Annotated in this window: 23 protein-coding genes; 6 read left to right on the top strand and 17 right to left on the bottom strand. The window is 65.0% G+C overall.

What is annotated here, in order from left to right; translation table 11 throughout:
• Window positions 1–2 precede the first annotated feature (2 nt).
• On the top strand, window positions 3–1,454 hold the full coding sequence (locus H1204_RS41720) for an aspartate aminotransferase family protein (RefSeq protein WP_180735945.1): 1,452 nt from the start codon (window positions 3–5) through the stop codon (window positions 1,452–1,454).
• 98 nt (window positions 1,455–1,552) lie between these two features.
• On the opposite strand, the gene H1204_RS41715 is transcribed toward H1204_RS41720, so the two are convergent.
• The 7 genes from H1204_RS41715 to glyA form a co-directional block, all read right to left on the bottom strand.
• Window positions 1,553–2,536: a CoA ester lyase gene (locus H1204_RS41715; RefSeq protein WP_180735943.1), complete on the bottom strand. Its 984-nt coding sequence runs from the start codon at window positions 2,534–2,536 to the stop codon at window positions 1,553–1,555.
• A 49-nt stretch (window positions 2,537–2,585) separates the two neighbouring features.
• On the bottom strand, window positions 2,586–5,498 hold the full coding sequence (locus H1204_RS41710; protein ID WP_180735942.1) for a phosphoenolpyruvate carboxylase: 2,913 nt from the start codon (window positions 5,496–5,498) through the stop codon (window positions 2,586–2,588).
• A complete protein-coding gene (sucD, locus tag H1204_RS41705; protein WP_180735941.1) occupies window positions 5,476–6,381 on the bottom strand; it encodes a succinate--CoA ligase subunit alpha in 906 nt (301 codons plus the stop codon). The genes H1204_RS41710 and sucD overlap by 23 nt, the downstream gene beginning before the upstream one ends.
• Window positions 6,382–6,392: 11 nt before the next feature.
• Entirely contained in the window at window positions 6,393–7,580 is a 1,188-nt protein-coding gene (locus H1204_RS41700; RefSeq protein ID WP_180735940.1) for a malate--CoA ligase subunit beta, read from the bottom strand.
• Between the two features lie 37 nt (window positions 7,581–7,617).
• Window positions 7,618–8,574, bottom strand: a complete 957-nt coding sequence (locus tag H1204_RS41695; RefSeq protein WP_180735939.1) for a D-2-hydroxyacid dehydrogenase — start codon at window positions 8,572–8,574, stop codon at window positions 7,618–7,620.
• Between the two features lie 110 nt (window positions 8,575–8,684).
• Complete coding sequence (locus tag H1204_RS41690; RefSeq protein WP_180735938.1) at window positions 8,685–9,953, bottom strand: aminotransferase class V-fold PLP-dependent enzyme; 1,269 nt, start codon at window positions 9,951–9,953, stop codon at window positions 8,685–8,687.
• A gap of 59 nt (window positions 9,954–10,012) precedes the next feature.
• The gene (gene glyA, locus H1204_RS41685; protein ID WP_180735937.1) at window positions 10,013–11,335 is read right to left on the bottom strand and encodes a serine hydroxymethyltransferase; all 1,323 of its coding nucleotides are present in this window, start codon (window positions 11,333–11,335) and stop codon (window positions 10,013–10,015) included.
• Between the two features lie 279 nt (window positions 11,336–11,614).
• Here glyA and H1204_RS41680 point away from each other — a divergent pair, with 279 nt between their 5' ends.
• Window positions 11,615–12,535, top strand: coding sequence for a LysR family transcriptional regulator (locus H1204_RS41680; RefSeq protein WP_079500218.1), 921 nt, complete (start codon window positions 11,615–11,617; stop codon window positions 12,533–12,535).
• A gap of 34 nt (window positions 12,536–12,569) precedes the next feature.
• On the opposite strand, the gene H1204_RS41675 is transcribed toward H1204_RS41680, so the two are convergent.
• Genes H1204_RS41675 through H1204_RS41660 form a run of 4 tightly spaced genes read right to left on the bottom strand, consistent with a single transcriptional unit; the run spans window position 12,570 to window position 17,381 of the window.
• Entirely contained in the window at window positions 12,570–13,397 is an 828-nt protein-coding gene (locus tag H1204_RS41675) for a formylmethanofuran dehydrogenase subunit C (protein WP_180735936.1), read from the bottom strand.
• The gene (gene fhcD / locus H1204_RS41670) at window positions 13,394–14,368 is read right to left on the bottom strand and encodes a formylmethanofuran--tetrahydromethanopterin N-formyltransferase (protein WP_180735935.1); all 975 of its coding nucleotides are present in this window, start codon (window positions 14,366–14,368) and stop codon (window positions 13,394–13,396) included. Before fhcD ends, H1204_RS41675 begins: the two co-directional genes overlap by 4 nt.
• Window positions 14,365–16,056: a formylmethanofuran dehydrogenase subunit A gene (locus tag H1204_RS41665; RefSeq protein WP_180735934.1), complete on the bottom strand. Its 1,692-nt coding sequence runs from the start codon at window positions 16,054–16,056 to the stop codon at window positions 14,365–14,367. Before H1204_RS41665 ends, fhcD begins: the two co-directional genes overlap by 4 nt.
• Entirely contained in the window at window positions 16,053–17,381 is a 1,329-nt protein-coding gene (locus tag H1204_RS41660; RefSeq protein ID WP_180735933.1) for a formylmethanofuran dehydrogenase, read from the bottom strand. Before H1204_RS41660 ends, H1204_RS41665 begins: the two co-directional genes overlap by 4 nt.
• Window positions 17,382–17,647: 266 nt before the next feature.
• On the opposite strand from H1204_RS41660, the gene H1204_RS41655 reads away from it, so the two are divergent.
• The 3 genes from H1204_RS41655 to H1204_RS41645 are packed head-to-tail and all read left to right on the top strand — an operon-like array spanning window position 17,648 to window position 20,318.
• On the top strand, window positions 17,648–18,646 hold the full coding sequence (locus H1204_RS41655) for an ATP-grasp domain-containing protein (protein ID WP_243469078.1): 999 nt from the start codon (window positions 17,648–17,650) through the stop codon (window positions 18,644–18,646).
• Window positions 18,636–19,697, top strand: coding sequence for a hydantoinase/oxoprolinase family protein (locus tag H1204_RS41650; protein WP_180735931.1), 1,062 nt, complete (start codon window positions 18,636–18,638; stop codon window positions 19,695–19,697). Before H1204_RS41655 ends, H1204_RS41650 begins: the two co-directional genes overlap by 11 nt.
• 30 nt (window positions 19,698–19,727) lie before the next feature.
• Window positions 19,728–20,318, top strand: coding sequence for an aspartate kinase (locus tag H1204_RS41645; protein ID WP_180735930.1), 591 nt, complete (start codon window positions 19,728–19,730; stop codon window positions 20,316–20,318).
• Here the strand turns inward: H1204_RS41645 and H1204_RS41640 are convergent.
• The 4 genes from H1204_RS41640 to H1204_RS41625 are packed head-to-tail and all read right to left on the bottom strand — an operon-like array spanning window position 20,300 to window position 23,641.
• A complete protein-coding gene (locus H1204_RS41640) occupies window positions 20,300–21,046 on the bottom strand; it encodes a (5-formylfuran-3-yl)methyl phosphate synthase (RefSeq protein WP_180735929.1) in 747 nt (248 codons plus the stop codon). The genes H1204_RS41645 and H1204_RS41640 overlap by 19 nt on opposite strands.
• On the bottom strand, window positions 21,043–21,636 hold the full coding sequence (locus H1204_RS41635) for a DUF447 domain-containing protein (RefSeq protein ID WP_180735928.1): 594 nt from the start codon (window positions 21,634–21,636) through the stop codon (window positions 21,043–21,045). The genes H1204_RS41640 and H1204_RS41635 overlap by 4 nt, the downstream gene beginning before the upstream one ends.
• Window positions 21,637–21,638: 2 nt before the next feature.
• Entirely contained in the window at window positions 21,639–23,024 is a 1,386-nt protein-coding gene (locus H1204_RS41630; protein WP_180735927.1) for a DUF6513 domain-containing protein, read from the bottom strand.
• Window positions 23,024–23,641, bottom strand: coding sequence for a flavoprotein (locus H1204_RS41625; RefSeq protein ID WP_243469129.1), 618 nt, complete (start codon window positions 23,639–23,641; stop codon window positions 23,024–23,026). Before H1204_RS41625 ends, H1204_RS41630 begins: the two co-directional genes overlap by 1 nt.
• Before the next feature lie 254 nt (window positions 23,642–23,895).
• Here H1204_RS41625 and H1204_RS41620 point away from each other — a divergent pair, with 254 nt between their 5' ends.
• Window positions 23,896–24,309 carry a dihydroneopterin aldolase gene (locus tag H1204_RS41620; RefSeq protein WP_180735925.1) on the top strand — a complete coding sequence of 138 codons (414 nt, stop codon included), beginning with the start codon at window positions 23,896–23,898 and terminating at the stop codon, window positions 24,307–24,309.
• Window positions 24,310–24,361: 52 nt separating this feature from the next.
• Here H1204_RS41620 and H1204_RS41615 read toward each other — a convergent pair whose 3' ends face one another.
• Together H1204_RS41615 and H1204_RS41610 are read right to left on the bottom strand one after the other, a co-directional pair.
• Window positions 24,362–25,264, bottom strand: a complete 903-nt coding sequence (locus H1204_RS41615) for a triphosphoribosyl-dephospho-CoA synthase (protein WP_180735924.1) — start codon at window positions 25,262–25,264, stop codon at window positions 24,362–24,364.
• Window positions 25,264–26,217 carry a RimK family alpha-L-glutamate ligase gene (locus H1204_RS41610; protein ID WP_180735923.1) on the bottom strand — a complete coding sequence of 318 codons (954 nt, stop codon included), beginning with the start codon at window positions 26,215–26,217 and terminating at the stop codon, window positions 25,264–25,266. Before H1204_RS41610 ends, H1204_RS41615 begins: the two co-directional genes overlap by 1 nt.
• Window position 26,218 lies beyond the last annotated feature (1 nt).

Below are 26,218 nucleotides of genomic sequence, written 5' to 3'. Positions count from 1 at the left end.
TAATGGCTGACGATACACGCAAGGCACTCGAAACGGCCGCGCGGCTCGCGCTCGCATTTCACGACTCGCGCGCATCGCGCCCAACGGGTCCGACCGCGAGCTTCCACGAGTTGAACGCGGCGTTCGGCGGCCCGACGCCGGAACAAGGCGAGCCCGCCGATGCCGTCATCGCGCGGCTCTCGGCCATTGCCGAGCCGGGTTTGCTCGGCACGGCGGGGCCGCGCTTTTTCGGCTGGGTCGCGGGCGGCTCGCATCCCGCCGCCGTCGCGGCGGACTGGCTCACGAGCATCTGGGGACAAAATGCCGCGACCTGGCACGGCGCGCCAGCTGCCGCCGTCGCGGAACAGGTGGTGGCGGGCTGGTTTCTCGATCTGCTGGACCTGCCGCGCGACTGCTCCGTCGGCTTCACCACGGGCGCGACGATGAGCAATTTTGTTTGCCTCGCGGCGGCCCGCGACGCCGTGCTGCGGCAGGCGGGCTGGGACGTCGAGGCCGATGGTCTGTGCGGCGCGCCGCCCATCTCCGTGTACGTCGGCGAAGGCGCGCACGCGGGCGTGCTGGCCGCGTTGCGCTATCTGGGCATCGGCGAGCGGCGCGTCATCCGGATCGCTGCCGACGAGTCGGGCCGCATGCAGGTTTCTGCGTTGCGGGAGGCGCTCGCGCAACATTCGGGACCGCTGATCGTGATCGCCCAGGCGGGACACATGATGACAGGTGCGTTCGACCCCGTCGGCGAGATTGCCGCTTGCGCGCACGAGCATGGCGGCTGGGTTCACGTCGATGCGGCGTTCGGGCTGTGGGTCAGAGCAAGCGCGCAGTACAGGCATCTTGCAGCCGGCATCGAAGACGCGGATTCATGGGCTGCCGACGCGCACAAGTGGCTGCAAGCGCCCTATGAAACCGGCTGCGCGTTCGTGCGCGATGCCGCCGCTCACCGGCGCGCGATGTCGATTCACGCGAGCTATCTGCCCCAAGCAGACGACGGCGTTCGCGACCCTGTGCACTACGCGCCGGAGCTTTCGCGTCGCGCGCGCGGTTTTGCGCTCTGGGCGCTCGTGCGCTCGCTCGGCCGGGAGGGCATCGCGGCGATGGTCGAACGCCATTGCGCGCTGGCGCGGCGCATGGCTCGCCGCCTTGCGCTGGGTCCCGGTGTCGCGCTGCTCAACGAGGTCGAACTGAACCAGGTGATCGTGCGCTTCGGCTCGGCTTATGACGTCTCGCTCGCCGACGAACTGACGCTGCGCGCGATCGAACGTATCCAGGCGCAGGGCATCTGCGATGTGCGCGCGGCGCGCTGGCAAGGGCGCGCGGTGATGCGCCTGTCGGTCATCTCGTGGGCCACGACGGAGCACGACGCGGATCGTGCCGCCGATGCGATTCTTTCGGCGTGGGATCAGGTGCATGGCGACTACCTGTGTCAGGAACGCGAGGCGATGGCATTGGCGTTCGGATGAACCGCGTACGTTGAAGTACGGTGGCATAGCTTGAGCGCTGTACGCGCTGTACGTTGAGGGCGGCCCGCAGACTTGGACGGGCCGCCCGCTTCTTGCGTTTATCGCTTGTTGCCGCCGCTGATCGCATCTGCCGTCGCGAGCAGCGCCTCGGCCATGCGGATGCTCGCCGCGTCGATCAGCCGGCCATCCAGCGAGACAGCCCCTTTGCCTTCCTTCGCGGCCTGCGCCATTGCCTCCATGATGCGGCGCGCCTTGGTCACTTCCGCTTCAGCGGGCGTGAACACCCGGTTGGCGAGTTCGATCTGCGACGGATGGATCGCCCATTTGCCCTCATAGCCCAGCACGGCTGCGCGGCGCGCGGCGGCATCGTAGCCATCGGGATCGCTGAAATCGCCGAACGGTCCGTCGATGGGACGCAGTCCATAGGCGCGGCAGGCGACCATCATCCGCGTTTGCGCGGCGTGCCACTGATCACCCCAGAAGTAATCGCGCTCGCCGCGCTCGTTCTTGTCTGTGAGCACACCGTAGTCGCGATTCACGCCGCCGATCACGGTCGTGCGCGCGCGCGTCGAGGCCGCATAATCCGCGACGCCGAACGACATGGCTTCGAGACGGCGGCTCGACTGCGCGATGCTCTCGACGTTCGCCATGCCGAGCGCGGTTTCGATCAGCACTTCGAAGCCGATCCGGCGGGTGCGCTGGCGGGCTGCCTCGATCTGCGTGACGAGCATATCGACGGCGTACACGTCCGCGGCCACGCCGACCTTTGGAATCAGGATCATGTCGAGACGCGGACACGCTTCGACGATATCGACGACATCGCGATACATGTAGTGCGTATCGAGTCCGTTGATGCGGACCATCATCGTCTTGCTTCCCCAATCGATATCGTTGAGCCCTTCGACGATGTTTTTGCGTGCCTGTTCCTTGTCGTCCGGGGCGACGGCGTCCTCGCAGTCGAGGAAGATGATGTCCGCGGCCGAGCGCGCGGCTTTTTCGAACATCGCGGGATTCGAGCCGGGCACGGCCAGCTCGGAACGGTGCAGCCGCGCTTTGGCCTGCTCGATGACAGTGAAACTCATACGGGTTCTCCTGAAGTCATTTCATTGAAGGCATGACGGCAACGGGCGCCTAGCCCGTCGCGCCGAAGCCCGATGCGATGCAGTTGATGGACAGCAGCAGCGGCACCTGATACGCGCGCCGCTGTCGTTCCGTCTGTGCCGAACGGTAGAGACGAAGCAGTTCGATCTGCTGGCGGCTAACGAGATCGATAGCGGGCAAGCGGCGCTGCAGACGCGCATGGAACTTCGGAAAGCGCGTGCCCAGTTCTGACGAGCCCGTGAGCGTTTGCACCATCTTCACCGTGAGCCTGAATTCGGCTTGGATCTGCGCGAAGATGGTCTCGCGGGTCGCTTCATCGGGCACGAGGCTCGCGTACTCGCGCGCAATGTCGAGATTGACCTGGGTCAGCGTCTTTTCGACCTCGTCGATGACGAGCCGGAACAGCCGCGATTCATCGAACATCCGCCGCAGCAGGTCGATCCCGCGTTCCTGCCGCACCGAGAGGAAGCCTTCGAGCGCGCTGCCCACGCCGTACCAGCCCGTCAGCGCGTGCCGGTTCTGCGACCATGCGAACACCCACGGAATCGCGCGCAGATCCTGCAAGCTCGTTGCGCCGAAGCGGCGGGCAGGGCGCGAGCCCATGTTGAGCATCGACAGTTCTTCGAGCGGGCTGGCCGCCTGGAAATACGCGAGCATGCCCGGCTGCTCGATGAACTTCGCATACGCGGCCCGCGACGCGCCCGAGAGTGCTTCCATGGCTTCATCGAATTCGCCTTTCGGCAGCAACGCCTCTTCGCGCTCCGACTTCAGCGTATGTTCGAGCACGCTCGACGCAAGCAACTCGACGTGATACTGCGCCGTGCCGCGATTCGCGTATTTGAACGACACCACCTCGCCCTGTTCCGTCACGCGAAAACGTCCTTTGACCGAGCCGGCGGGCAACGCGGCGACGGCGCGGCCAGCCGGGATGCCGCCCCGGCTCACCGAGCCGCCGCGTCCGTGGAAGAACGCGATCGTGACGCCCAGTTCATCGCCGAGCCGCTTGATCTTCGTCTGCGCCTTCGACAACTCCCAGTTGCTCGCGAAAAATCCGCCGTCCTTGTTCGAGTCCGAATAGCCGATCATGATTTCCTGCACGCCGCCCTGTGCGCGAATGCTGCGGCGGACCATCGGCACGGCCAGCAGTTCGCGCAGGATTTCGGGCGCGCGGCGCAAGTCGTCGATGGTTTCGAGCAGGGGCACGACGGGCAACGTGCAGCTTTCCGTCCCGGCTGCGTCGGAGAAGAGACCGGCTTCCTTGGCAAGCAGATAGACCCCGAGCACGTCGCTCGCCCGATGCGTCATGCTCAGAATGAACGCGCCGAATGCATTGCGATCCACCTGCTGGCGCATCTCGCGCGCCGTGCGGAAAATCTGCAGCGTCTGTGCCTCGTCGAATGGGAGCGAATCGAAGCGGCGTTCCCGCTCCTGCTCGCTGTCCGAAGGTTGAGCCAGTTCGCTGAGCAGCCACGCTTTCCATTCGGGCGAGTCGCTGGCGGGCGGCTCGCCGGATGTGCCACAGGTCGCGCGCCACAACGCGCGCAGCGCCTGCTCGATCACCGTCGTGTTCTGACGCAGGTCGAGCTGCACGGTGCTGAAGCGAAACGTCTCGACTTCTTGCCGCAACGGCCGTACGAGCATGTGCGCCAGTTGCGCGCTGCCCGTCGCAAAGAGCGTCTGCTCGATCACCAGCAGGTCGGCGGCAAGCTCGTCGGCGCTCGTGTAGCCACCTTGAACGGGCGTGCCGTCGGCGGGCCGGCTGGCGTTGGCAAGCGACCCGTCGAGACGGCGCAAGATGCACGTCAGGTATTGACGGAACAGTTCGCCCGGATTGCGCGACGCGATCGACGTGGCCTCGCCGCTGCGCATCAGCGCCCGCGCCAGCGCTTCGTGGAAACTGTCCGGCACAGGCAATGCCTCGGACGTGATACTCAGCATCTGCGTCAGTTCGACGAGACGCAGCCGGTAGCGCTTCAGGCACGCAAGCCGGTTCTCATGCAGCGTGGCACGCGTGACGCTGTCATCGACGAAGGGATTGCCGTCGCGGTCTCCGCCTATCCACGAACCAAACTGGAAAAAACGCGGCATGTCGAAGCGCTCGCCCGGATAGTGGCGCGCGAGCGCGCTCTCCAGCTTGTCGAACAGCAGCGGTACGGCTTCGAACAGCGTCTCGCCGAAAAAGTGCAATCCCCACGCGACTTCCTGCGCGACCGTGGGTTTTTCGAGCCGCAGCTCGCCGCTCATCCACAACAGCTCGATATCGTTCCTGAGCGCGAGGATGAGCGTGTAGCGTTCGCGCGGTGTCCAGCGTGGCGATTCGAGTTCCATCAGACGCCGGTAGATGCGTCGATGGATTTCGAGCACTGTGACACGCTTGGCTTCCGTGGGGTGGGCCGTCAGCACCGGGCGCACCTTCATCTGGCTCAGCGCGTCGCGCACTTCGGCGGCAGGAATGCCCGCTTCGGCCGCTTCGGCAATCACTCTCGCAAACGAATCGGGCAACCTGTCGTAGCCGCCTTCGATCTCGATCTCCCGGCGGCGGCGCATCGCGGTACTCTGCTCGGCGATGCTGAGCAGCTGGAACCACATGCCTTGCGCCTGCAGCATGCGCCTCAGAATCACACGCGCGGTGCGATCGTCCATCCGCTCGCGCATCAGTTGCGTCATCGATTCATGCGCCGACTCGCCCATCAGCGTGCGTTCGACTTCCGGCTGGCGGCCGCGCGCAATGTCGCGCAACAGTTCTGACAGCAACTCGATGACCGCGTATTCATAATCTTCCGCGCTGAGCGCGGGCAGGGCAGCCGACGCGATCGCGAGCTCGTGCAGCCGGTCGACGTCGGCGTGCCTGCTCGCGGGGAAGGGGCGCACAACCTCGACGCGCGGCGGGTCGGGTTGTGTTTCTGGGCCATAGCCCCAATCAGGCAACGCGGCGCGTGACATGTTCTTCGAGCACAGAGGCAACCGTGGAACCCAGCTCGGACGCGCTGGGCGCCACCGAGAGGCCGTAGGACATCATGATTTCCGCCTTCTCCGCCGCGCTGTCGCCCGCTGCCGAGATAATCGCGCCCGCGTGTCCCATGCGTCGTCCCTTGGGCGCCGTCAGACCGGCCACATAGCCGACGACGGGCTTCGTCATATGCTCGCTGACCCACTTCGCAGCTTCGGCTTCCTGCGGGCCGCCAATCTCGCCGATCATCACGACCGCCTCGGTCTCGGGGTCCTGCTCGAACAGTTTCAGATGATCGAGGAACGAGCTGCCGTTGATGGGATCGCCGCCGATACCCACGCTCGTGGTGACGCCGAGGCCAAGCGCATTGAGCTGCGCGGCGGCTTCGTAGCCGAGCGTGCCCGAGCGCGACACGATGCCGATATTGCCGCGCCGGTAGATGTGGCCCGGCATGATGCCGAGCATCGCGCGTCCGGCGCTGATGATGCCTGCGCAGTTCGGGCCGACCACCATCGTGCGGGTTTCCTTCGGATAACGCAGCAGATAGCGTTTGACGCGCATCATGTCCTGTGCCGGGATGCCGTCGGTAATCACACAGACGAGTTGCAGGCCGGCGTCAGCGGCTTCCATGATGGCGTCGGCACAGTAAGGCGGCGGTACGAACACGAGGCTCGCGGTGGCACCCGTTTCGCGCACGGCATCTTTCACGGTGTCGAACACGGGGCGTTCGAGATGAAGCTGTCCGCCTTTGCCCGGCGTGACGCCGCCGACCACGTTGGTGCCGTATTCGATCATCTCTTTCGCGTGGAACGACGCCTTGTCGCCCGTGAAGCCCTGCACGATGACGCGGGTGTTTTCGTCGATCAGGATACTCATGTCCGTTCTCCTTATCTGGGGTTGCCGGCCTGGCGGGCGCGGTGTGCCTTGGAGGCCTCGACGGCCTTTTGCGCCGCTTCCAGCAGCGATTGCGCCGCGATGATGGGCAAGCCGCTTTCCTTGATGATGCGTCGTCCTTCTTCGACGTTGGTACCCGCCAGACGCACGACGAGGGGCACTCTCAGGCCGCGGGCCGCCTGCACGACGCCTTCGGCAACCCAGTCGCAGCGATTGATGCCGGCGAAAATATTGACGAGCACGGCCGACACGTTCTGGTCCGACAGCACGAGGCGAAACGCAGCCGCCACGCGCTCGGGCGATGCGCCGCCGCCGACGTCGAGGAAGTTCGCCGGCTCGCCGCCTGCGTACTTGATCGTGTCCATGGTGGCCATCGCGAGGCCGGCGCCGTTGATGATGCAGCCGATATCGCCGTCGAGCCCGACGTAGTTCAGCCCGAACTGCGCGGCTTCCGCTTCGCGCGGATCTTCCTGCGCCGCGTCGCGCATCTCGGACACGTGCGGGTGGCGAAACAGGCCGTTGTCGTCGAAGGAAATCTTCGCGTCGAGGGCGATCACGCGGTCGTCATCGGTGACGACGAGGGGATTGATCTCGACCATCGTCGCGTCGAGGTCGCGAAACGCGCGATACGCGCCCATGATCGCGTTGACGGCGCGGCTCACCTGCTTGATGTTCAAGCCAAGGCCGAAGGCGATCTCGCGCGCCTGGAAGGGCTGCAAGCCGACGGCCGGCTCGACCACCGTCTGAAGCACGGCGCCTGGGTTGGTGCGCACCACTTCTTCGATATCCATGCCGCCCTGTGAGGAAGCGATCACGCGCACGCGTTCCGCCTTGCGGTCGAGTACGATGCCCAGATAGATCTCGCGCTCGAATTTCTCGGCGACCTCCACGTACACGCGCTCGACGACCTTGCCTTCCGGTCCCGTCTGGATCGTCACGAGCTGCTTGCCGAACAGCGCGGTCGCCGCCTCGTGCACGTCGTGGTAGGTCTCGCACAGCTTGATGCCGCCCGCCTTGCCGCGCGCGCCCGAATGAATCTGCGCCTTGACGGCCCAGTGCCAGCCGCCGAGTTCCGTGGCGCAGTAGACGGCCTGATCCGGCGTGTAGGCGACCGCGCCGCGCTGGATCGGCACGCCGAAGCCAGACAGCAGGTCTTTGGCCTGATACTCGTGAATGTCCATGTCGATGTCTCCGTTTGATTGAGTGGTTTGCGAACCGTCAGGTCACGAGATTGCGCGGTACGCCGCGCGCGAAAGCCTCGATGTTCTCGATCAGCTGGTCGGCTAGCGACTGCATGGCGTCGTCGGACGCCCATGCGACGTGAGGTGTCAGGATGAAGTTGGGCAGGTCGAGTTCGAGCAGCGGATTGCCCGCGACGGGCGGCTCCTGGCTCAGCACGTCGAAGCCTGCCCCGGCGATCAGTCCTTCCTTGAGTGCCGTGGCGAGCGAGGCTTCGCACACCAGCCCGCCGCGCGCCGTGTTGATCAGCAGGCAGTTGCGCTTCATGCTGCGCAACTCGTCGAGCCCGATCAGGTTGCGCGTGGCAGGCGTGAGCGGCGCGTGCAGCGAGATCACATCCGACGCGCGCAGCACCGTGTCGAGTTCGGCGTATTCGAGGCCCGGCACCCGCGCGCGCTGCGCGTCGTGCGCGGCGAACACCGGGCGCATGCCGAAGCCGCGCGCAATCTGCGCCGTGCCCTGGCCCAGCGCGCCGCCGCCGATGATGCCAAGCGTCGAGCCATGCAGATCGCGGATCTGATGATCGAAGAAGCAGAACTGCTTGGTCTGCTGCCAGCGTCCGCTCAGCACGTCGCTGCGGTAAGCGAGCAGATTGCGCCGCAACGCGAGGATCAGCGCGAACGTGTGCTCGGGCACCGCGTGCGACGCATAGCCGCGAATGTTGGCGACGGCGATGCCACGCTCGCGGCAGTACGCCGTATCGACGACGTCATAGCCTGTCGCCGCTACGGCAATCATCTTGATCGACGGGTGCTTGTCGAGCATGTCGGCTCGCAGCGGCACCTTGTTCGTGATCGCGATGGTGGCGCCTTCGAGCCGCCGCGTGACCTCGTGTTCAGAGGTCGACGCGTACTGGACCCAGTGGTGGTCGAACGTTGGGCGCCGGACATCGGCATTCAACGTGGAACGGTCGAGAAAAACGATTTCGTGTCGCATGGTGTCGTGCGTTCCGTAGTGTGGGCGGGAAGGATGCGACCCGCCGCGCCTGCTTGAGGCAGACGCGTTCAGGCGGTCGCGCTCATGCAGCCGTGCTCATGCCGCCGTGTTCATGCGTTGGCGGCGCGGCGCACGACGGGCTCTGCCACCGGCTGCGTCACGGCATGCGTCGCGGACTGTGCGCCCGGGGTGTGCGTGCGCCAGTACTGTCCGGCTGCGCCTACGCCGCTGCCCGGCCGCACGTCGATACCGGCATCGAGCATGGCCATTTCGGCGCCTGCAATCGCGCTCACCAGCATCAGCTCGTTCAGGTCGCCGAGGTGTCCGATGCGGAACACCTTGCCCGCGACCTTCGAGAGTCCCGCGCCGAGCGCGAGGTTGTAGCGGCGATAAGCGGTGTCGATGACCTGCGCGGCGTTGAATCCTTCCGGCACGACGATCGCGGACACCGTATCGGAGTGCCACTTCGGCGCCTTCGCACACACTTCGAGTCCCCAGCCTTCCGTGATGGCGGCGCGCACGCCGGAAGCCAGGTAGTGATGTCGCGCGAACACGTTGTCGAGCCCTTCCTGGAACAGCAGATCGAGCGCGGCGCGCAGCCCGTACAGCAGCGAAAGCGCAGGCGTGTACGGGAAATAGCCGGTGGCGTTGGTGCGCACCATGTCGGCGAGATCGAAGTAGCAGCGGCGCGATTTCGCGTGCCCGATCGTCTTCAGCGCCTTCTGGCTCACGCACAGGATGCCGAGGCCCGCCGGCAGCATCAAACCCTTCTGCGAGCCAGTCACGGCCAGATCGACGCCCCATTCGTCCATGCGGAAATCGATGCAGCCAATCGAGCTCACGCCGTCGACGAACAGCAAGGCCGGGTGGCCCGCCGCATCCATCGCGCGGCGCAGTGCGCCGATATCGCTCGTCACGCCCGTCGCCGTTTCGTTGTGGCAGGCCAGAATGCCCTTGATGGTGTGCTGACGGTCGGCCTTCAGGATCTCGCCGATCCGCTCGACGGGCACGCCTTCGCCCCAATCGACGTCGAGAATTTCTACATCGAAGCCCAGGCGCTGCGCCATGTCGGCCCACAGATGGCTGAACTGGCCAAAGCGCGGCACCAGGACCCGGTCACCCGGGGACAACGTGTTGGTGAGCGCCGCTTCCCATGCGCCCGTACCCGACGACGGAAAAATAAAGGGCTGGCCTTCCGCCGTCCGGTAGATCTTTTTCAGATCGGAGAGCAGGCCATGCGTGAGTTCGGGAAATTTCGTCGAACGGTGGTCTTCCATCGACACCACCATCGCGCGTTGCACGGCGTCGGGAACATTGGTCGGACCGGGGACGGCGAGAATGTTGCGTCCAGGGATGCGCGTGGCAGAAGTATTCGACATGGTTCGTCTCCTTGGGTGATGATCGTGATCTGTCGTCTGGATGATGTCGTTCGGGTGGTTCAGTGCGCCGCGTGACCTGCGGCCGTGCTGTCGTCCTGTGTCGTGGGCACGTGGTGTCGCTGCGCGTCGGGTGCGTCGCGATACACAGGAAACTTCGCGGTTAGCGCGAGCACGGCGTCCGCTGTGCGGCGGATCACGAAGTCGTTGGCCGGTGCCTCGAGCACATCCGCCATCAGGTGTGCAAGCTGTTGCGCTTCCGTTTCGCGCAGTCCGCGTGTCGTGATGGCGGGCGAACCGATACGCACGCCGCTCGTGACAAAGGGTTTTTGCGGATCGTTCGGAATCGCGTTCTTGTTGACCGTGATGAAGGCGCGGCCAAGCGCGGCTTCCGCCTCTTTGCCTGTGACGTTTTTCGCGCGCAGATCGACGAGGAACACGTGTGAATCCGTGCGGCCCGACACGATCCGCAAGCCGCGTTGCTGGAGCGTCTGCGCCATCGTCCGTGCGTTGATAAGCACCTGTTGCTGGTACTGGCGAAACTCGTCGGTCATTGCTTCGCGCAGCGCGGCCGCCTTGCCCGCGATCACATGCATCAGCGGGCCGCCCTGAATGCCGGGGAAGATCGTCGAGTCGATTGCCTTGGCAGCCTGCGCGCCCGCGAGAATCATGCCGCCGCGTGGACCGCGCAGCGTCTTGTGGGTGGTCGTCGTGACGTAATCGGCGATGCCAACGGGGCTCGGGTAAAGCCCCGCCGCGACGAGACCCGCATAGTGCGCCATGTCGACGAGCAACGACGCGCCGACGCTATCGGCGATCGCGCGAAACCGCTGCCAGTCGATCACGAGCGAGTAGGCAGAAGCGCCCGCGACGATCATGCGCGGCTTGTGAGTCTGCGCGAGTTCCTCGACCTGCTCGTAGTCGATTTCTTCCGTATCGGGGTTGAGACCGTACGACACGGCATTGAACAGCTTGCCGCTCACGTTCACGGACGCGCCATGCGTGAGGTGCCCGCCGTGGGCGAGCGACATGCCGAGAATCGTGTCGCCCGGTTTGAGCACGGACAGATACACGGCCTGATTGGCCTGCGATCCCGAATGCGGCTGCACATTGGCATACTCGGCATGGAACAACTGCTTCGCGCGATCGATGGCGAGCTGCTCGACCACATCGACGTGTTCGCAGCCGCCGTAGTAGCGGCGCCCCGGATAACCCTCAGCGTACTTGTTGGTCAGCTGCGATCCCTGCGCTTCCAGCACAGCGGGCGACGCATAGTTTTCTGATGCGATCAGCTCGATGTGATCCTGTTGACGCTGCGTTTCCGCCGAGATGGCCTGCCGCAATTCCGGGTCGGTGACGGCAATCGTGTTTTTGTAGCTGAACATGTATGAACCTCTCTTTAATGAACCAGACAGGCTGGACGTCGCTGCCCGTCCCCTCCGTATCCCCTTCGTATTCCTGTTGAAACGATGGTAGTGGCGTGCCGCCGAAAACACTCATTCGCGTTACTTATCCGACCCATAACCATGCGTACGAGCCTTGCCGGCCGGACCTCGCGCCTCGCGGAGTACCTCTTCTTGGGCATTGCGGACGCTTCCTCCGCTGGTACAGTTGAGGCGTGAAATCAAGGCGTTTTTGCCGCGTGTGGGAGGGTAGGGAGCGAGATGCTGCACCTGACATTGCGCCAGCTAAAGGTGTTCGAGGCGAGTGCGCGTCATCTGAGTTTTTCGCGCGCAGCGGAGGAGCTTCATCTGACGCAGCCAGGCGTGTCGTCGCAACTGAAGCAGCTCGAAACGGGCATCGGTATGCCGCTGTTCGAACAGGTCGGACGGCGCGTCTTCCTGACAGCGGCGGGCAAGGAGCTGTACAGCCATACGCGACTGCTGCAGCAACAGTTGTCGCTTCTCGAAGCGTCGCTCGATCAGCTGCGCGACATGAAGCAGGGCAAACTGAAGGTGTCGGTGGTGAGCGGGATGACCAACCCGCTCGCGCTTCAATTGATCGCGAAGTTCACGCGGGCTTTTCCAGGCGTCAACGTGAGTCTCTCCGTCGGTAACAGAGAGTGCGTGCTGAACGAACTGGCGAACAACGAGACCGATCTCGCGATCATGGGGATGCCGCCCGAAGGGCAAGGTCTCGCCGCCGTGCGCGTGGCGAAGAATCCCCTCGTGATGATCGCGCCGCCCGATCACTCGCTCGTGCGCGAGCGCCGCATTGCGCTGGGCGCGCTAGAGCGCGAAACGTTTCTGGTGCGCGAATCCGGCTCCGGCACGCGCCGCGCAATGGAGCGCTTCTTTGCCGAGCACCGGACCAGCTTTCGGCCAGGCATGGAAGTGAGCAGCAACGAGGCTGTGAAATGGGCCGTGCAGGCGGGCATGGGACTGTCAGTCGTGCCCCTCGCGACGATCATGGCCGAACTCGAAACCCTTCGGCTCAAGGTGCTCGATGTCGAGCACTTTCCGATCGTCCGGTATCTGTATCTGGTGCATCGCGAGAGCAAACAGCTTTCGGCTGCCGCATCGGCGTTCAGGGACAGCCTGATCAGCGGAGCCCATGAGGCAGGTGAGCGGGTGTCGGGCGAATGATGAACGGGCTTGCGTGACAGTCGGCATCTAGCACTTACCCAGCCAGCAGTATTTCGCCCTTGCCTTGCACCGATACATCGCCGCGTAGCCGCCGTGGAGGTTGCGCACGCGACAACATGGCAAACGCGCGGCCTTCCCGTGCGAGCGTCGGCACCAGCAGCCGCCAGAATACATCGATATCGCTGGCGTTTTCCGCGAAGCGTTGCGTTGCAGGCCACGCGGAATCGAGCAGTAGCAGCGAGCCACGCCGCATTCCATACGCCGGATGTTCGCCGACCCCGCCCGCCACGGCGATCGTCCCCGCAACCATGCGCGACGCCACGAACGCGCCCGCCGATCCGTACACGACAGTCGTACCGCGACGCATGCGGTCACCCAGCCGCGCGCCCGCATCGCCGTGAATCACGAGCGTTCCCCCGCGCATCCCGTCCATGTCGCCCGGCAACGCGGCGCCTGCAAAATCGCCGGTATTGCCGTGAATTTCAACGCGGCCGCCAGATAGTTCACAGGCGGCGAAGCTCCCGCAATGACCTTCGACGACGATTGTCCCCGCGCTCATCTGCGCGCCGAGAAAATCACCCGCATTGCCATCGACGACGAGATGGCCCGCTTCCATGCGCGAGCCAAGCCGGTCGAAGCGTTGCATATCGCCCTCGAACCTGAGCTGAGGCATGTCGGGCGCCGTGTCCCCGGCGATCTCCACAGCGAACAGATCGCCCACGTCGATCGGCTCGCTGCCATGCCAAAGCGCCATCTTGCCGATTTCAACGGCGCTCAGTTGCGCGAGTCGCGCAGGCACGAGTTCGCGCGCGTCGATGCGCAGGCTGGGCGCGTGCTTCAGACGTAACGTGATGCGCTTCATCGGTTCTCCGGCGCGTCGCACAATTGATGCAGATGAAAGTGAAACGGCCCGAGCTTGCCGCCGTAGTTGCCCGCGGAGATCCGCACCAGACCGTTCGCCGCGCCAGCGTCCGCGCCCGTCGCCGCGGCGATGCCGACACGCATGGCCGTGGCCACATCCGTATCGCTCAATCCGTCGATGACGATTTCGAGCACGCTCTGGACATCGCCTGTCAGTTCGGTGCGTAGTGCGAGTTCGCTGAGGCCGGGGCAGAACGCGTCGTTGGTCGAGGCAGGCAGTGCCGAATATTTCGACCCGACCTTCGAGCCCGAGCGCACGACGCCGCCCGGAAACGGCAAGATCACGTTCGGCACCGTGCGCATCGCGTCAACGGCCGTTTGCGCAGCAATGAGCGCTGCGTCGGTGTCGCGCGCAAGGAAGAGCAGGTTGCCGCCGCCCACGCCTTTGACGACGGCTGTCGTTTCCTCGGCGACGAATTCGCCGTCCATCACGGGCACGCGCCAATAGCGCTTGCCGTCGATCAGCTTCGAAATCTGCCAGCCGTCGCCGAAGAAGCGCAGATTCTTGCCGAGCGCGATGGGCTCTCCATTCGCGATGCCGCCGAAAACGGCCGTCGTCGGGCATGTCAGCACACACTGTCCGACGCGGCGCTCGACCTGTTTCGCGAGTTCCTTGCCGGACATCGAAAACAGCAGCAGGGCGACGCCCGGCCGGCCGTCGGGCGTTTCGTCGGGTGACAGTTCGCGCTCGATCCCTGCTTCGCAGCCGCACGCGATCACCGATGTCGCAAAGCCGGTTGCCGCGATAGCCGCGTTGCGTGCCCAGGTGGCGTTGCGCGCCGTCACGATCAGGCGCGTCGCCTTCATCGGAAACGCTTCGGCAAACGTGTCGTCGATCGCGACGCCGCGCACGATGCGCGGTGCCGCCGGACGTTCGGCAACGGGCGCCGCGCTCGAAGTGATATCGCTCATGACAGGGACTCCGCACGCGGTTGGCGATGCACACCGCACGCCGCCGGCAACAGACGTCCGCCGTTGCCGCACAGGCACAGTTCATCGCGGCTGATGGGCGCGCGCCGCATGTTGGTCGCGAGATAGGCGTCGCCGTATTCCTCGACCACCTTTTCGATCGAGCGGTCGAATTCGGGCTCGACATAGTGCGTGCCGCCCACTGGCGTCGCGACGATGCGGCCGTCGCGCGCGACCAGTTCACCATCCTTGAACACATAGACGGGCGCGCGGAACATCGCTTCGCGGTCGGCGTGCTCGCGGTACACGGCGATATCGGCGGCGGCGCCCGCATCGAGCCGGCCACGATCTTTCAGGCCAAGCAGCCGGGCGGGCGCGGCGCGGGTCAGGATGGCGATCTCGTTGAAGTCGAGTTCCCGTTTCAAACTGGCAAGCGGCGATTGCGCGGCAACGTCGGGATGAAGCTTCGCCAGTTGCTCGTCGCGGAACGATTTATCCATCAGCAGTCGGATCAGATGGGGATAGCTCGTAAACGGGCCGCCATTCGGATGATCCGTCGTGAGTGTGATCTGCCAGGGGTTGTTCACCAGCAGGAAAAGCTCCAGGCCGATCGTCCACTGAAGCGCGTTGACGTAGCTGGTTTCACGGTAGCGAAACGGGACCACGCCGCAGCCGGCATCGCATTCGATATCGCCCGCGATCCATTTACGCGGCGACGCGAAGGCGGCCTGTTTGACCTGCTTCATGATGTCGCCCGAAGCCGTGACCGTCTGACCGAACATGATCTGACCGACGTCGATCGAGATGTGCGGGTTCGCGTTGACGGCCTCCGCGATCCGGTGCGCCGCCGACGAAAACTTCCGGGGACCGTCGTTGCCGTAGCTATGAAACTGAATATGCGTGAGATGGCCGGGCAGGCCTTCGAGCGCATCGATGGTGGCGAGCGTCGAATCGATATTGCCCGGCACGCCCAGATTGCTCGCGTGAATATGCAGCGGATGCGGCACGCCGAGGTCGGTAAGCGCGCGAGAGAGCACATGCAGCACGTCGCGCGGCGTGATGCCGTAGTGCGTATGGTGCTCGTCGACATCGAGGCTGCGCTGGTTGAACTTGAATGCCGAAATGCCGCCAGGATTGACGACCTTCACGCCAAGCGCCCGGGTCGCGTGAATCGACCAGCCGACGTAGTCGCGCAAGCGTTCGTAGTCGGTCTTCTCGGCCAGCATGCGCAAGAACAGTTCGTCGTTGCCGAGCATCACGTAGGCGCCGTGATCGATGATCGGCGTGTCGCCCATTTCGAGGTGCGTGTGGCGCGCGTTCGATGCGATCATCGCCGGCTCGAATGCCGCTGTGTAACCCATCTCGGCATACCGGTAGCCCGTCGCGAGTGTACCCGGCGTGCAGTCGCCGCACGATGCGAGTTCGAGTGGATTGTCGGGCGCGCGGCGGCCGCGATGGTCCTCCGGCATCAGCAGGCGCGCGAGATTGACCTTGCCGCCGCCGATATGCGAATGCATGTCGATGCCACCCGCCATGATGACCATGCCCGAGGCGTCGTATTCGCAATCGACGGATTCCTGTTCGGGCAGATCGACGATCCGGCCGTCACGCACGCAGATGTCGCTGATCTGCCCGGCGATGTGCGAGGCTGGGTCGTACACGCGGCCACCGCGCAACCGGAACGTGCTCATCGGGCGGGCTCCTTTGCGGTTGATGGTGTGGTGGATTGCGATGCCGCTAGCGTCTGCGCGATCTGCGCGGCAATATGCGCGACGGTGGGCAAGCTGTCGTCATAAACAGGCACGAGCGGCAGCACGACGCCGCCGTCCGTGCGGAACAGATGACCGGCTGAACCGATGCCGGGCGTCGAGACGGGCACGAAGAGCGTCGCCCCGTGGCGATCCGTGGACGATGCCGCGAGGCCGGGATGACCCAGCACGATCGTCGGCATGTCGGTCTGTGGCGGCGGCAGGTCGGCGCCAAAGCTTGCGACCCAGACGAGCGCATCGACGGCACGGTCGTCGAGCAACCGTTGCGTGTCGTAGCGATGCGGATCGTGTTCGAGGCCGGTTCGATGCACGCCAGTGCGCAGCGGCAGACCGGACATCCACGTGAGCGTCTGGTTGACGGTCGCGGCGCCGTCGTCGCCGCCGAGTGCGAGGCAGCCTGCGCGTGTCTTCAGGTTGATCGACTTGGTCAGACGGTCGAGCCCTTCGACCAGCAGCGTCGCATGGCTGCCAGGCAAGTCGGCCGCGCTCCAGACGAACGTGACGTAACGCGCAGCAAGCATGTCCACGGCCAGCGACTCAATCGCAGGCGCGTTGCCAGGCATCGGCTGGCCTTTCAGAAGCAAATCGATCCGCGCGTTCAGCAGCGCAATGGTCTCGTACAGATCGCCCTGCAACGGGATGGCGCGTTGAGAGACCGCTCCCGGCTCCGTCGCGCATTCGAGGTTCGCGTCAATCCCGCTGCCGACGAAGATCACGTCGCGCCGGGCCGGGACGGTTGCATCGAGCGGCTTTGCGCCGACCCCGCAGCGTTTAAAGAACGCCGGGTATCTCGCCGTGGGTGTCGACGCGAAACAGACGATGAGGTCCGAGCGCGCGCGCACTTCGGAAAGCGTGGTCGTGAACGCGCCGCGGTCCTGCATCGCCGTCAGGCCGTGCATCAGCGAGCGGCCGTGGGCGTGATCGATGATAGCGGCGCTCGCGTTGGCCAGGCGATACAGCGCCCGCGTGCCGGCTACATCGGTGGCCATGCCCGCGAACAACGGTTGCCTGGCTTGCGCGAGCCATTGGGCCGCGAGGCTAATGGCATCGTCGAATGCGATGGGCTTGCCGTCGTGCATCGGCTGTGCGTGCGCGGGACGCGCGCTGAACTGCGCGAGTGCCTGCGTCGCACGCGGACAGTCGGTGCCCGTCAGGGTCAACGTCTCGCCCGTCGCGATCGAAAGACGATCGCATAACAGCGGGCAGAACGGACACGTCCAGGACGTAGGAGAGCATGTAGAGGTCATGTCCGGCTAACAGCAACTCATATGCCATCCGTTGTGGTTCTGCGAAACGCCTGCGCTTTACCGGACAAACGCGAATTGGGCGGCATGCATGCGTGGCGCGCATTCGATGTGTTTTGCGCCGCGCGCGATGCAGACTGTCACGCGTCGTTCGTTCGCGCATGGCTCGATACCATGGACACCATTGCTCGCACGCAGCGCATCGGTCGATGGCATGGAACATGAATACGGCAGATGGGAAGCGCAATCACCTGCACGGGAAGCGAGCGATGAAAAAGATCCTGTTATACGAATATCTCAGCGCCGATGGCTGCGTGAATGAATGCGTCGCGCCGGAACTGCGGTTGCAGGGCAGGGCGATGCGTGATGCCGTCGCACGCGATCTCGCGCGTTCAGGTCATATCGCGCTGACCTGCGTCGCGGGTCATGACGAAGTCCATGACGCAGCGGATACATCGCGCGCAATCGAATGGTGTTCCGCGCCGTTTGCGATTTCGCCGACGCGCTTCATCGCAGCAGAAGCGCGTCGTCACGACGCCGTGTGGGTGATCGCGCCGGAGACGGACGGTGTGCTGAGCGCGCTATGCGAAGCCATCGGGGCCGCCCGATGGATCGGCTGCGACGCGGCGGCCGTGCGCATCGCGAGCAGCAAACGCCGCACGGCGCGGCATCTCGCTCTGGCCGGCATCGCCACGCCGCGTGCATGGTCGGTGGACGCGCCGCTCGATCCCGCGTGCAACGCGAGCGCCTGGGTCGTGAAGCCCGACGACGGCGCGGGCGCTGTCGATACCCGTGTCTTTCACGACTACCGGATGGCGGAATACGTGTTCCTGCGTCGCGCCGCCGCGCACGAGCGCGTGACGCTGGAAGAATGGATCAGCGGCGATGCGCTCAGTCTCTCGCTGCTTTGCACGCGAGGCCATGCGGAGCTACTCAGCATCAACCGGCAACATATCGGCGTGCGTGACGGCCAGCTTGCCTATGAAGGGCTGACGGCGAACGCGATTCCCCTGTCGAGCGAGATGGCGGGGACGTGCCGCTCGCTCGCGGCGCGCGTGGCCCGCGCGCTTCCGGGCATGGCCGGTTTCGTGGGCGTCGATTTCGTATGGCATCCGGAACGCGGCCCCGTCGTCATCGAAGTCAACCCGCGCGTGACGTGCGCCTATGCGGCACTTGCCGGTTCGGTGGAATCCAATATCGCGGCAAGCATCGTCGCGCAACACTTCGATCTGGACGACGACTTCAACCGGAGGCGCTATGCCGCGTGATCTCGTGATCGGTTGGGACATCGGCGGCGCGCATGTGAAGGCAGCGCGCATCGAGGCGGGGCGCGTATGCGATGTGATGCAATGGGTCTGCCCGCTCTGGCAGGGCATGGCACACCTCGACGCCGTATTCGAAGCAGCGGCGCAGCGTTGGCCCGATCACGGTGATGCCGAGCATGCGGTGACGATGAGCGGCGAGATGGCGGACATCTTCGCCAACCGCGAGGCGGGCGTCGCCGCGCTCGCGGGCAAACTGGCGAGCCGCTTCGGGCGAGACGCTTCGTTCTATGCCGGCCGGTCAGGATGGCAGCCGCACGAAGCCGTTCCCGAATACTGGGCCGATGTCGCGTCTGCGAACTGGCATGCGACGGCGGCACTGATTGCTTCGCGTGTCCCCGCCGCCGTGCTCGTCGACATCGGCAGCACGACCACGGATTTCATTGCGATCCGCGAAGGCGTGCTCGCCTCACGCGGGATGGATGATGCGTGGCGGCTCAGGTCCGGCGAGCTTGTTTATCAGGGTGTCGTGCGTACGCCGCTGTGCGCGCTCTCGCAGCGCATCCGCTTTCGCGGCGAACCGCACAACGTGATGAACGAACTGTTTGCCACGACGGCCGACGTCTACCGTCTGACGGGCGAACTCGACCCGCTGCATGACCAGCATCCCACGGCCGACGGCGGGGCGAAGGACCGCATGGCAAGCTGCCAGCGTCTGGCACGCATGATCGGGCGCGATGCGCGCGATGCATCGATGGCCGACTGGGAGCGCTTCGCTCGCGAATGGCGCAAGGCACAGCTTGCGCATCTGTCGACGAATCTCGCCCAGGTGCTCGGGCGCGTCGGGCTGGGGCACGATGTGGTGCTGGTGTCAGCGGGCTGCGGTGCGTTCCTCGCGGATGAGCTTGCGGCGCAGTTCGGGCGCGATGTGATCGCCTTCTCTTCGCTGACGAAAGCGGACGGAACGGCTGCCGGCTGGACTCAGGTCTGCGCGCCAGCCGTCGCTGTCGCCCTTCTGCGCGCTGACGAAGCGCACATGGCCGACGCAACGGTCTGAACAACTACCATCTCCGCACACGGAGCGCCTATGTGGGTGGTGAAAATTGGCGGCAGTCTGAGCCGCGACCCGTTGCTCAAAGAATGGCTGCAGCACTTGAGCGAATTCGGCGGTGGACGGGTCGTGATCGTGCCGGGAGGCGGCGAGTTCGCCGACCAGGCACGCGAGCATCAGGCCGTCTGGCGTTTCGACGATGTCGCCGCGCACAACATGGCCGTGCTCGGGATGGCGCAATACGCGCTGATGATGCAGGGCCTGTGTCGTCGTCTCGTGATCGCCGCGACGGATGCGCAGATTCGCGAGGCGTTGCGCGCTGGGCGCGTCGCCGTGTGGGCGCCGCTCGACCTGCTGTTTCAGGAACCCAACCGGTTGACCACGTGGGACGTCAGCTCCGACAGTCTCGCCGCATGGCTCGCCAACCGGCTGAATGCCGAGCGGCTCGTGATCGTGAAGTCGTGTGAGGTCGAACCGACATGCACGATCGAAGCTTATGCGGCGCAGGGCATCGTCGACCGCTCGTTCGCCGGCTTCACGCGCGACGCGCCGTATCCCGTCGACATCGTGAACCGGAACGACGGGTCGCGCGTGCGCGACCGCCTGCTTCACGCGACAGCCGACTGAGCCCGTACCTCGAAGCCGGTATCGTTGGCCGCGCGCGCGGAGCCCAGAAGCTGCGCGCGCAGATCGCGCACGCGTGCCGCATTGAGCCGGCCGGTGCGCGACCCGTCACACAGCGCCGTGCGGAAACCGGCGATGTCGGGGCCGAGCGCGCGGATCAACGGCACGTGTTTGCTGAGCAGCGCGCCCGCCAGCCCTGCCATCACGTTGTGGACGCGGGCGATCTGCACCATGCTGTCGAGCACGGCAAGCGGGACGCATTGAAACAGATCGCCGCGTCGCTTGCTGGCCGTATCCACCATCACGCCCGCAAAACGCAGTTCGCATGCCTGTTCGACGATCCGCAGATCGAGGCCGTTGTCCACCAGCAGCACGGGCACCATATTCCAGTGCATGCTTCGCATATACGTGAGGCTTCGGAGTGCGAGATCGAACGAAGCGCTATCGGCGGGTATGCCTGCTTTCACATAATCGACGCCGCAGCGTCCGACTTGCGACGCGCGATATTCGAGCGATGCGTGGTCTCCCGGACGCAGATCGCCGACGGCGGCGCTGATTGGCAGGCCGGGATGCTCGGCGCGCAGGGACTGCACGACGTGCGCGATCCGCGGCGCTGCGACAGCGCCGAGCGCGCCCGCGCCAGGCTCCTTCAGATCGATCAGATCCGCGCCGGCCTGGGCGGCGTCGCGCGCCTCGCCGAGGTCGCGCACACTGGCGAGCATACGAATCATAGGGCCTCCTCTGAAAAGACTTGAGCGGTCGCAGCCGGCCGCGCGTAAAAGACATCGACCGCTTCCATCAGCCACTGCCAGGCCTGCTGTTCGCTCGGGCCAGCCGTCTTGTCGATGGCGATGGATAGGTACGCGATTTCCGATTCCACTTTCTCGCGCGGCAGCATGGCGAGCCGGCTGACGAGCACCGCGCCTTCGATGACAGCGCCCTGCGCGCGGTTGAAACCGGTGAACGGCGCGTCCGTGCACATGGCGACGCGTTCCATGACCAGCGTGGGGCGTTGCGGATCGCCGCCGACCGAGACCAGACGCAGTTCGGCGTGCGCCAGTGTGTCGGCGAGCCGCACGCACGGCACGTGATGGACGGGAAGCGTCGGCCACGTACGGCGGCCCGTGACGCAGCCGGCAAACACGCGTACGTCGGTCGTGAAGTTGACGACGGCACAGCCCGTCGCAACGATGTTGTCGAATGTCGCGGATGGCAGAAACGGCATCAGGATGAACGTGTCGCCTTCGTGGCGTATGCCCATTGGAGCGCTATGCGGTTTGCCTTCGGGCGATAGAGTCGTGACTATGGTTTCGTGGATCATCGTCAGGCTTCCTTTCTGCGTGTCGTGCCGGGGGCACATTGCGCGAGCAGATCGCTCGCGCCGTGCTCGCTCGCGCATCCCCATTCCAGCGGCTGATCCTGGCTATAGCGCTTCCCAAGCCGCCAGGCGAGTTCGGCGCGCGCGAGTTCGACACCCATGTAGAACGCGTGCGCGCCGTCTGCTTCCAGATGCAGATGTGGCCACAGAGCGAACGCATCCGTGGCGAGATGATGGCCGTCGCGGTTGTACACGTGCACGCCCTGAGTCGATACCTGCACGCGGAAGTTCGGGTCGCGGATGGCCGCTGCCGTCGCCGCGATTTCTTCGGGCGTATCGGGGAAAGGTCGCCTGGCGTGCACCGTCATCAACTGGTCAGTGAGGCCTTTGGGAAGCGTCTGGAGTTCGCGGGCCGCGTACATCATGCGTCGGGCGACGTCGGCTTCGCGTATCGCGCAGCGCGCATGGCCGCTCACCTGCGTGGTGAGAATGCCCGCGATGTTCAATTCAACGCCGATGCCGAGCAGGATCGCGTGGATGCCGCTGGTGTCGGCTTCCGTGAGTTCGGTGACGTTGCCGGTGCCCATCAGCAGCGGCGCGTCGGGATAGCGTTCACGCAGCCGCTGATAGCGTGTGAGCGATTTCAAAAGCCCGAAGGGCAGCGGGTCGAGGATCGGGTCGGCGAGAAAGGGCCGGCCCTGTTGCATCATCATATCGATAGCTTCGTATAACGATACTTCATCGCCGGGCTTGCGCGGAATCAGCACGGGCGTCGAGCCGACTTCGTTGAGAACCCAGAGCGTGTCGGCAGTCAGGCTCAGCAGATAGTCCGCGCCCGCGCGGCCGCCGCGCACCAGTTCCTTCACATCCATCGAGTCCACGCTGACCCTGAACCCTTGAGCTTTCAACGCATGGACGGCATCGGCGAGATGCGGGAATGGCGTAGCTGGCAGACAACCGAGGTCGATCACGTCCGCGCCGTCGGCCTGTAACTGCGCCGCGCGCGCGCAGATTGCATCGACGCCGAGACGCGGCGCATCGACGATCTCCGCGAAGATCGCGATATCGTGTTTCGACAGGTCCACGGGGCGTGCCGTGCAATCGAACCATGCGGGGAGATCCTTCAGCTCTTCGGGGCCGCGCTGCACGGGGATGCCGTAGTGTGCGGACAGCGCGTCGAGATCGCCGCGGCATCGGCCGGGGACGATCACGCGGTCGGCCGCAAGCGGGGCGGCGACGCGGCGGCGGATCATATCCGCTGTCATGAGCGCCGCGACCTGAAGGCCGATCTCGCGAATCTCCCAGCTGAATGGCGCTGGCGCGAGACTGTGCAACACGCGTTCGAGTCCCGGTTGCGCAAGGCGGCCTGTGAGGAAGACGATGTGTTCCATCAGGCGCTCGCGCAGCACGGGTCGGGTGCGCCCGTCGAGATGCGAATGTCGGCGATGCGTGCGTCGAGCGCGGCGCGCAGTTCGTCGAGCGAGCACACGACGTGGCAATGATCGATCTGCCTCAAGCGCGCTACGTTGTCGAGTTCGATATTGCGTGGCCGCAGTTCTACCCAGTCGAGCGGACTCTTCGTCACGACGACAGGCTGGGTATCGCATGCGAACACGATGCCCGGGATGCCCAGCTTGCCCGCCTGCGCGAACATGTTGGTCGGCAGCGTGTCGGAGATGCCGAACGCGCATTTGGCGACGGTGTTGCTGGTGGCGGGCGCGACGACGACCGTGTGATAGCGCGTCTCGTCGTATAGCATCCCGACGGGCACGGCGCTCGCGCTGTTGTCGCGGAATACCCGGAAGCGCTGCTTGAGTTGCGCGAGGTCGATCTGGTACAGCGGCAGTACCTCTTGCGCCGCGCGCGACAGGAACAGATCGACGTGCGGCAGAAGCGTGGCCGCGATCTCCAGCGATTCGACCAGCCCGTGACCGGAGCCCGTCACCGCCCACGCAAAGCGGGCTGGAGCGGATTCGATGTCGTAGGGCAAGGAGCGCGTGTGGGTCATGGTCGGTCCGGCAGCCAGGTTGTTCAGTTTGCGATACATATTGCGACCCCTCGTCATCAATCTCTTGCCGCGTGACGCGCTGTCTTGCCGGCCGGGACTCGTGCCTGATGCGGCGGCGTGGCGTGCTTGCGCGATGCGTGTGGGTTCCTGCGAGGGCGTTCGTGTCAATTGCTTGCGACATTCCGCTTGCGACATTCGTGCCTGGGCCGCTTCTTGCATGAGAAGACGCGACGGACCGTCTATGAGGAACCCCAATGAACGTGATCGACAGGAATGTGATTGAGCGGCCGCATCTCGCTTCATCCGAGATGGACCTCATCTTTATCGAAGGCTTTGAGGGCGAGACGGTGATCGGCATCGATCCCGACGAACTGCACGACCGGCAACCCGTGCGCATGGATCTGTGGGCAGGCGTGCCGCACAGTCACGCCTGCGACACGGACCGGATCGGCGATACGATCGATTACAGCAAGGTGCACACTGCGTTGGAGTCGCTGCTCGCCGCGCACAAGATGCAATTGCTGGAGGCGCTGGCGGAGTCGGTCGCGCAGATGCTGCTCGTCGATTTTGGCGCGCACTGGGTGCGCGTGTCGCTTGCCAAGCCGAACAAGTTCGCGAACGTGAAAGCGGTGGGCGTGACGATCGAGCGAACCGTGCGATGGCCGTGAGCACTGCATGCGTGAAGCACGTGCGGTATGCGCGGACTTCGCGTGCCCGCACCTATATGCAGCTTTCGGCTGGCGCGCAGGCAACGCGCAGTAGTGACGGGTCGAGGCAAGCGGCCGCAAACAGCGTCGCGACCGTGAGATCCGCGCTCGTGCCCGGATTGATGCCGTCGCGTTTCAGCACGTTGTCCCATGCGGCGAGCTTGACGGGGTCCAGCGCGGTCTGAGCGTGCCATGCGCGGGCATCGTCGCTGACCTGCCGCGCAAGCGCGATACCGTGCTTGCGCGTGATATGCGAGTCGGGCCAGTGCGATAGAAAGCCAAGCCAGGTTCTGAGCACCGCTCGCAACAGACGCGGCTGATCGACGGGTCCATCATCCAATCCGGCGCGAAACTGCATGAGTCCAAATCCGAGCACATCGACGAAACCGTTCGCGTATTGCCGCGCGATGCTGTCGCGGTCGCTCGCGAGCGCCATCGCGCTGAGCAGATCAACGGTCGGTTCGGTCCCGACATTCTGGCTGGGCGCGTCGCCGAGACCGCCCGGATTGGCGAGCGCAATCGCGCGATAGGCGGCGCATGCATCCGCGATATCCAGACGGGAGAGCGTTGCGCGTATCGCGAGGCGGGTATCGTGCGCGGTGGGTGTGGCGTCCATTGGCTGCATCGCTTCGAACGCGTGCGCGAGCGGCGCGCACAGCAACACGATACCCAGGTTGGTATTGCACCCGGCGGCGCCCATCGACAGACTCACCGCGCGTTCGATCCGCTCACCCACCGAAGTGCCTCGACCCGTCAACGCAGCACTAGCCGCTTGTGCGCTGGCGATGAAGAGATCGGCCGTCATCCTGTGGCCGGGCGCGCCGAAGCTGACGTTGCCGGGCTTTGCACACGCGACGTCGAGCGTGCACGCCCACACGAACGCTTCCTCGATCAGATGAGGGCGGGCATCGAACATCACGCGACTTCCTTGACGTGGCTTGCTTGATCCGCAAGCGCCATCCGGCGGTTCAACAGATCATCGACGATACAGCCCGCGATATCGAACGGTGTCACCGTTTGCAGCCCGCGCCACGCCGCGACGCCATTGACTTCGATGACAGTCGCGCAGTACGGATTGTCGTCGCACGGAATCAGGTCGACGCCCGCGTAGTCGAGTCCGAGCGCGGCGCTGGCGCGTTCGGCGAGTGTCGCGAGCGGTTCGTCGAGTTCCGCCGCTTCGCAGCGTGCGCCTTGTGCGACGTTATGCACCCAGTGTTCGCTGACCCTGCGCATGGCAGTCACGGCCTTGCCGCCGATCACCATCACGCGCCAGTCGTAGCCGGGCGTGCTGATGGGCCTGACCAGACGCTGCAAATACGCGAGTTGCCCATACGCTTTCAGTGCAGGCAGCGGTTCACAACCCTCGCTAGTCGCGCCGATCCGTGCAACGCCTTTGCCTTGCGAGCCAAATAGCGGCTTTATCACGAGATCATGACCTGTGGCGCTTTCCCGCATCAGCACGCGTTGTGCGAACGGGGCGGATTCGGTGACCCAGGTCGGCGGCGTAGGAATGCCCGCCCGATGCAGCAGAAACGTGGTCATCGATTTATCGACGCTGCGTTCGATCGCGCGTGCGTCGTTGTAGACGGGTACGCCGAGTTCCCGCAGCGCGTGCAGGATGCCAAGCCGCACGGTGACCTGTTCGAACGTTCCGCCCGCGATGCCGCGCACGATGACGGCATCAGGCAGTCCGCGCCCATAGCCCGGAATCGCGAGTCCGTGCGGTGCGTACATGGTGTCGAAGCGGCAATCGGCAAGATCGATGCAGCGGCCGGTCGCGCCGCGTGCGCGCAGTGCGCGCTTGAGGCGCGACGTATGCCAGCCGGTTTCGTCCGTCATGATCGCGACGCAGAGCGCGGTGCCTATCATC

Source organism: Paraburkholderia sp. PGU19, assembly GCF_013426915.1.
Taxonomy (GTDB): Bacteria; Pseudomonadota; Gammaproteobacteria; order Burkholderiales; family Burkholderiaceae; genus Paraburkholderia.
The sequence above is the reverse complement of the archived record's forward strand: the minus strand, read 5'-3'. Positions and strand labels throughout refer to the sequence as shown.

What these genes read in the sequence shown, in the direction of transcription:
- H1204_RS41720 (WP_180735945.1), top strand. Translation starts at nt 3, where the DNA reads ATGGCTGACGATACACGCAAGGCACTCGAAACGGCCGCGCGGCTCGCG.
- H1204_RS41715 (WP_180735943.1), bottom strand. Translation starts at nt 2,536, where the DNA reads ATGAGTTTCACTGTCATCGAGCAGGCCAAAGCGCGGCTGCACCGTTCC.
- H1204_RS41710 (WP_180735942.1), bottom strand. Translation starts at nt 5,498, where the DNA reads ATGTCACGCGCCGCGTTGCCTGATTGGGGCTATGGCCCAGAAACACAA.
- sucD (WP_180735941.1), bottom strand. Translation starts at nt 6,381, where the DNA reads ATGAGTATCCTGATCGACGAAAACACCCGCGTCATCGTGCAGGGCTTC.
- H1204_RS41700 (WP_180735940.1), bottom strand. Translation starts at nt 7,580, where the DNA reads ATGGACATTCACGAGTATCAGGCCAAAGACCTGCTGTCTGGCTTCGGC.
- H1204_RS41695 (WP_180735939.1), bottom strand. Translation starts at nt 8,574, where the DNA reads ATGCGACACGAAATCGTTTTTCTCGACCGTTCCACGTTGAATGCCGAT.
- H1204_RS41690 (WP_180735938.1), bottom strand. Translation starts at nt 9,953, where the DNA reads ATGTCGAATACTTCTGCCACGCGCATCCCTGGACGCAACATTCTCGCC.
- glyA (WP_180735937.1), bottom strand. Translation starts at nt 11,335, where the DNA reads ATGTTCAGCTACAAAAACACGATTGCCGTCACCGACCCGGAATTGCGG.
- H1204_RS41680 (WP_079500218.1), top strand. Translation starts at nt 11,615, where the DNA reads ATGCTGCACCTGACATTGCGCCAGCTAAAGGTGTTCGAGGCGAGTGCG.
- H1204_RS41675 (WP_180735936.1), bottom strand. Translation starts at nt 13,397, where the DNA reads ATGAAGCGCATCACGTTACGTCTGAAGCACGCGCCCAGCCTGCGCATC.
- fhcD (WP_180735935.1), bottom strand. Translation starts at nt 14,368, where the DNA reads ATGAGCGATATCACTTCGAGCGCGGCGCCCGTTGCCGAACGTCCGGCG.
- H1204_RS41665 (WP_180735934.1), bottom strand. Translation starts at nt 16,056, where the DNA reads ATGAGCACGTTCCGGTTGCGCGGTGGCCGCGTGTACGACCCAGCCTCG.
- H1204_RS41660 (WP_180735933.1), bottom strand. Translation starts at nt 17,381, where the DNA reads ATGACCTCTACATGCTCTCCTACGTCCTGGACGTGTCCGTTCTGCCCG.
- H1204_RS41655 (WP_243469078.1), top strand. Translation starts at nt 17,648, where the DNA reads ATGAAAAAGATCCTGTTATACGAATATCTCAGCGCCGATGGCTGCGTG.
- H1204_RS41650 (WP_180735931.1), top strand. Translation starts at nt 18,636, where the DNA reads ATGCCGCGTGATCTCGTGATCGGTTGGGACATCGGCGGCGCGCATGTG.
- H1204_RS41645 (WP_180735930.1), top strand. Translation starts at nt 19,728, where the DNA reads ATGTGGGTGGTGAAAATTGGCGGCAGTCTGAGCCGCGACCCGTTGCTC.
- H1204_RS41640 (WP_180735929.1), bottom strand. Translation starts at nt 21,046, where the DNA reads ATGATTCGTATGCTCGCCAGTGTGCGCGACCTCGGCGAGGCGCGCGAC.
- H1204_RS41635 (WP_180735928.1), bottom strand. Translation starts at nt 21,636, where the DNA reads ATGATCCACGAAACCATAGTCACGACTCTATCGCCCGAAGGCAAACCG.
- H1204_RS41630 (WP_180735927.1), bottom strand. Translation starts at nt 23,024, where the DNA reads ATGGAACACATCGTCTTCCTCACAGGCCGCCTTGCGCAACCGGGACTC.
- H1204_RS41625 (WP_243469129.1), bottom strand. Translation starts at nt 23,641, where the DNA reads ATGACCCACACGCGCTCCTTGCCCTACGACATCGAATCCGCTCCAGCC.
- H1204_RS41620 (WP_180735925.1), top strand. Translation starts at nt 23,896, where the DNA reads ATGAACGTGATCGACAGGAATGTGATTGAGCGGCCGCATCTCGCTTCA.
- H1204_RS41615 (WP_180735924.1), bottom strand. Translation starts at nt 25,264, where the DNA reads ATGTTCGATGCCCGCCCTCATCTGATCGAGGAAGCGTTCGTGTGGGCG.
- H1204_RS41610 (WP_180735923.1), bottom strand. Translation starts at nt 26,217, where the DNA reads ATGATAGGCACCGCGCTCTGCGTCGCGATCATGACGGACGAAACCGGC.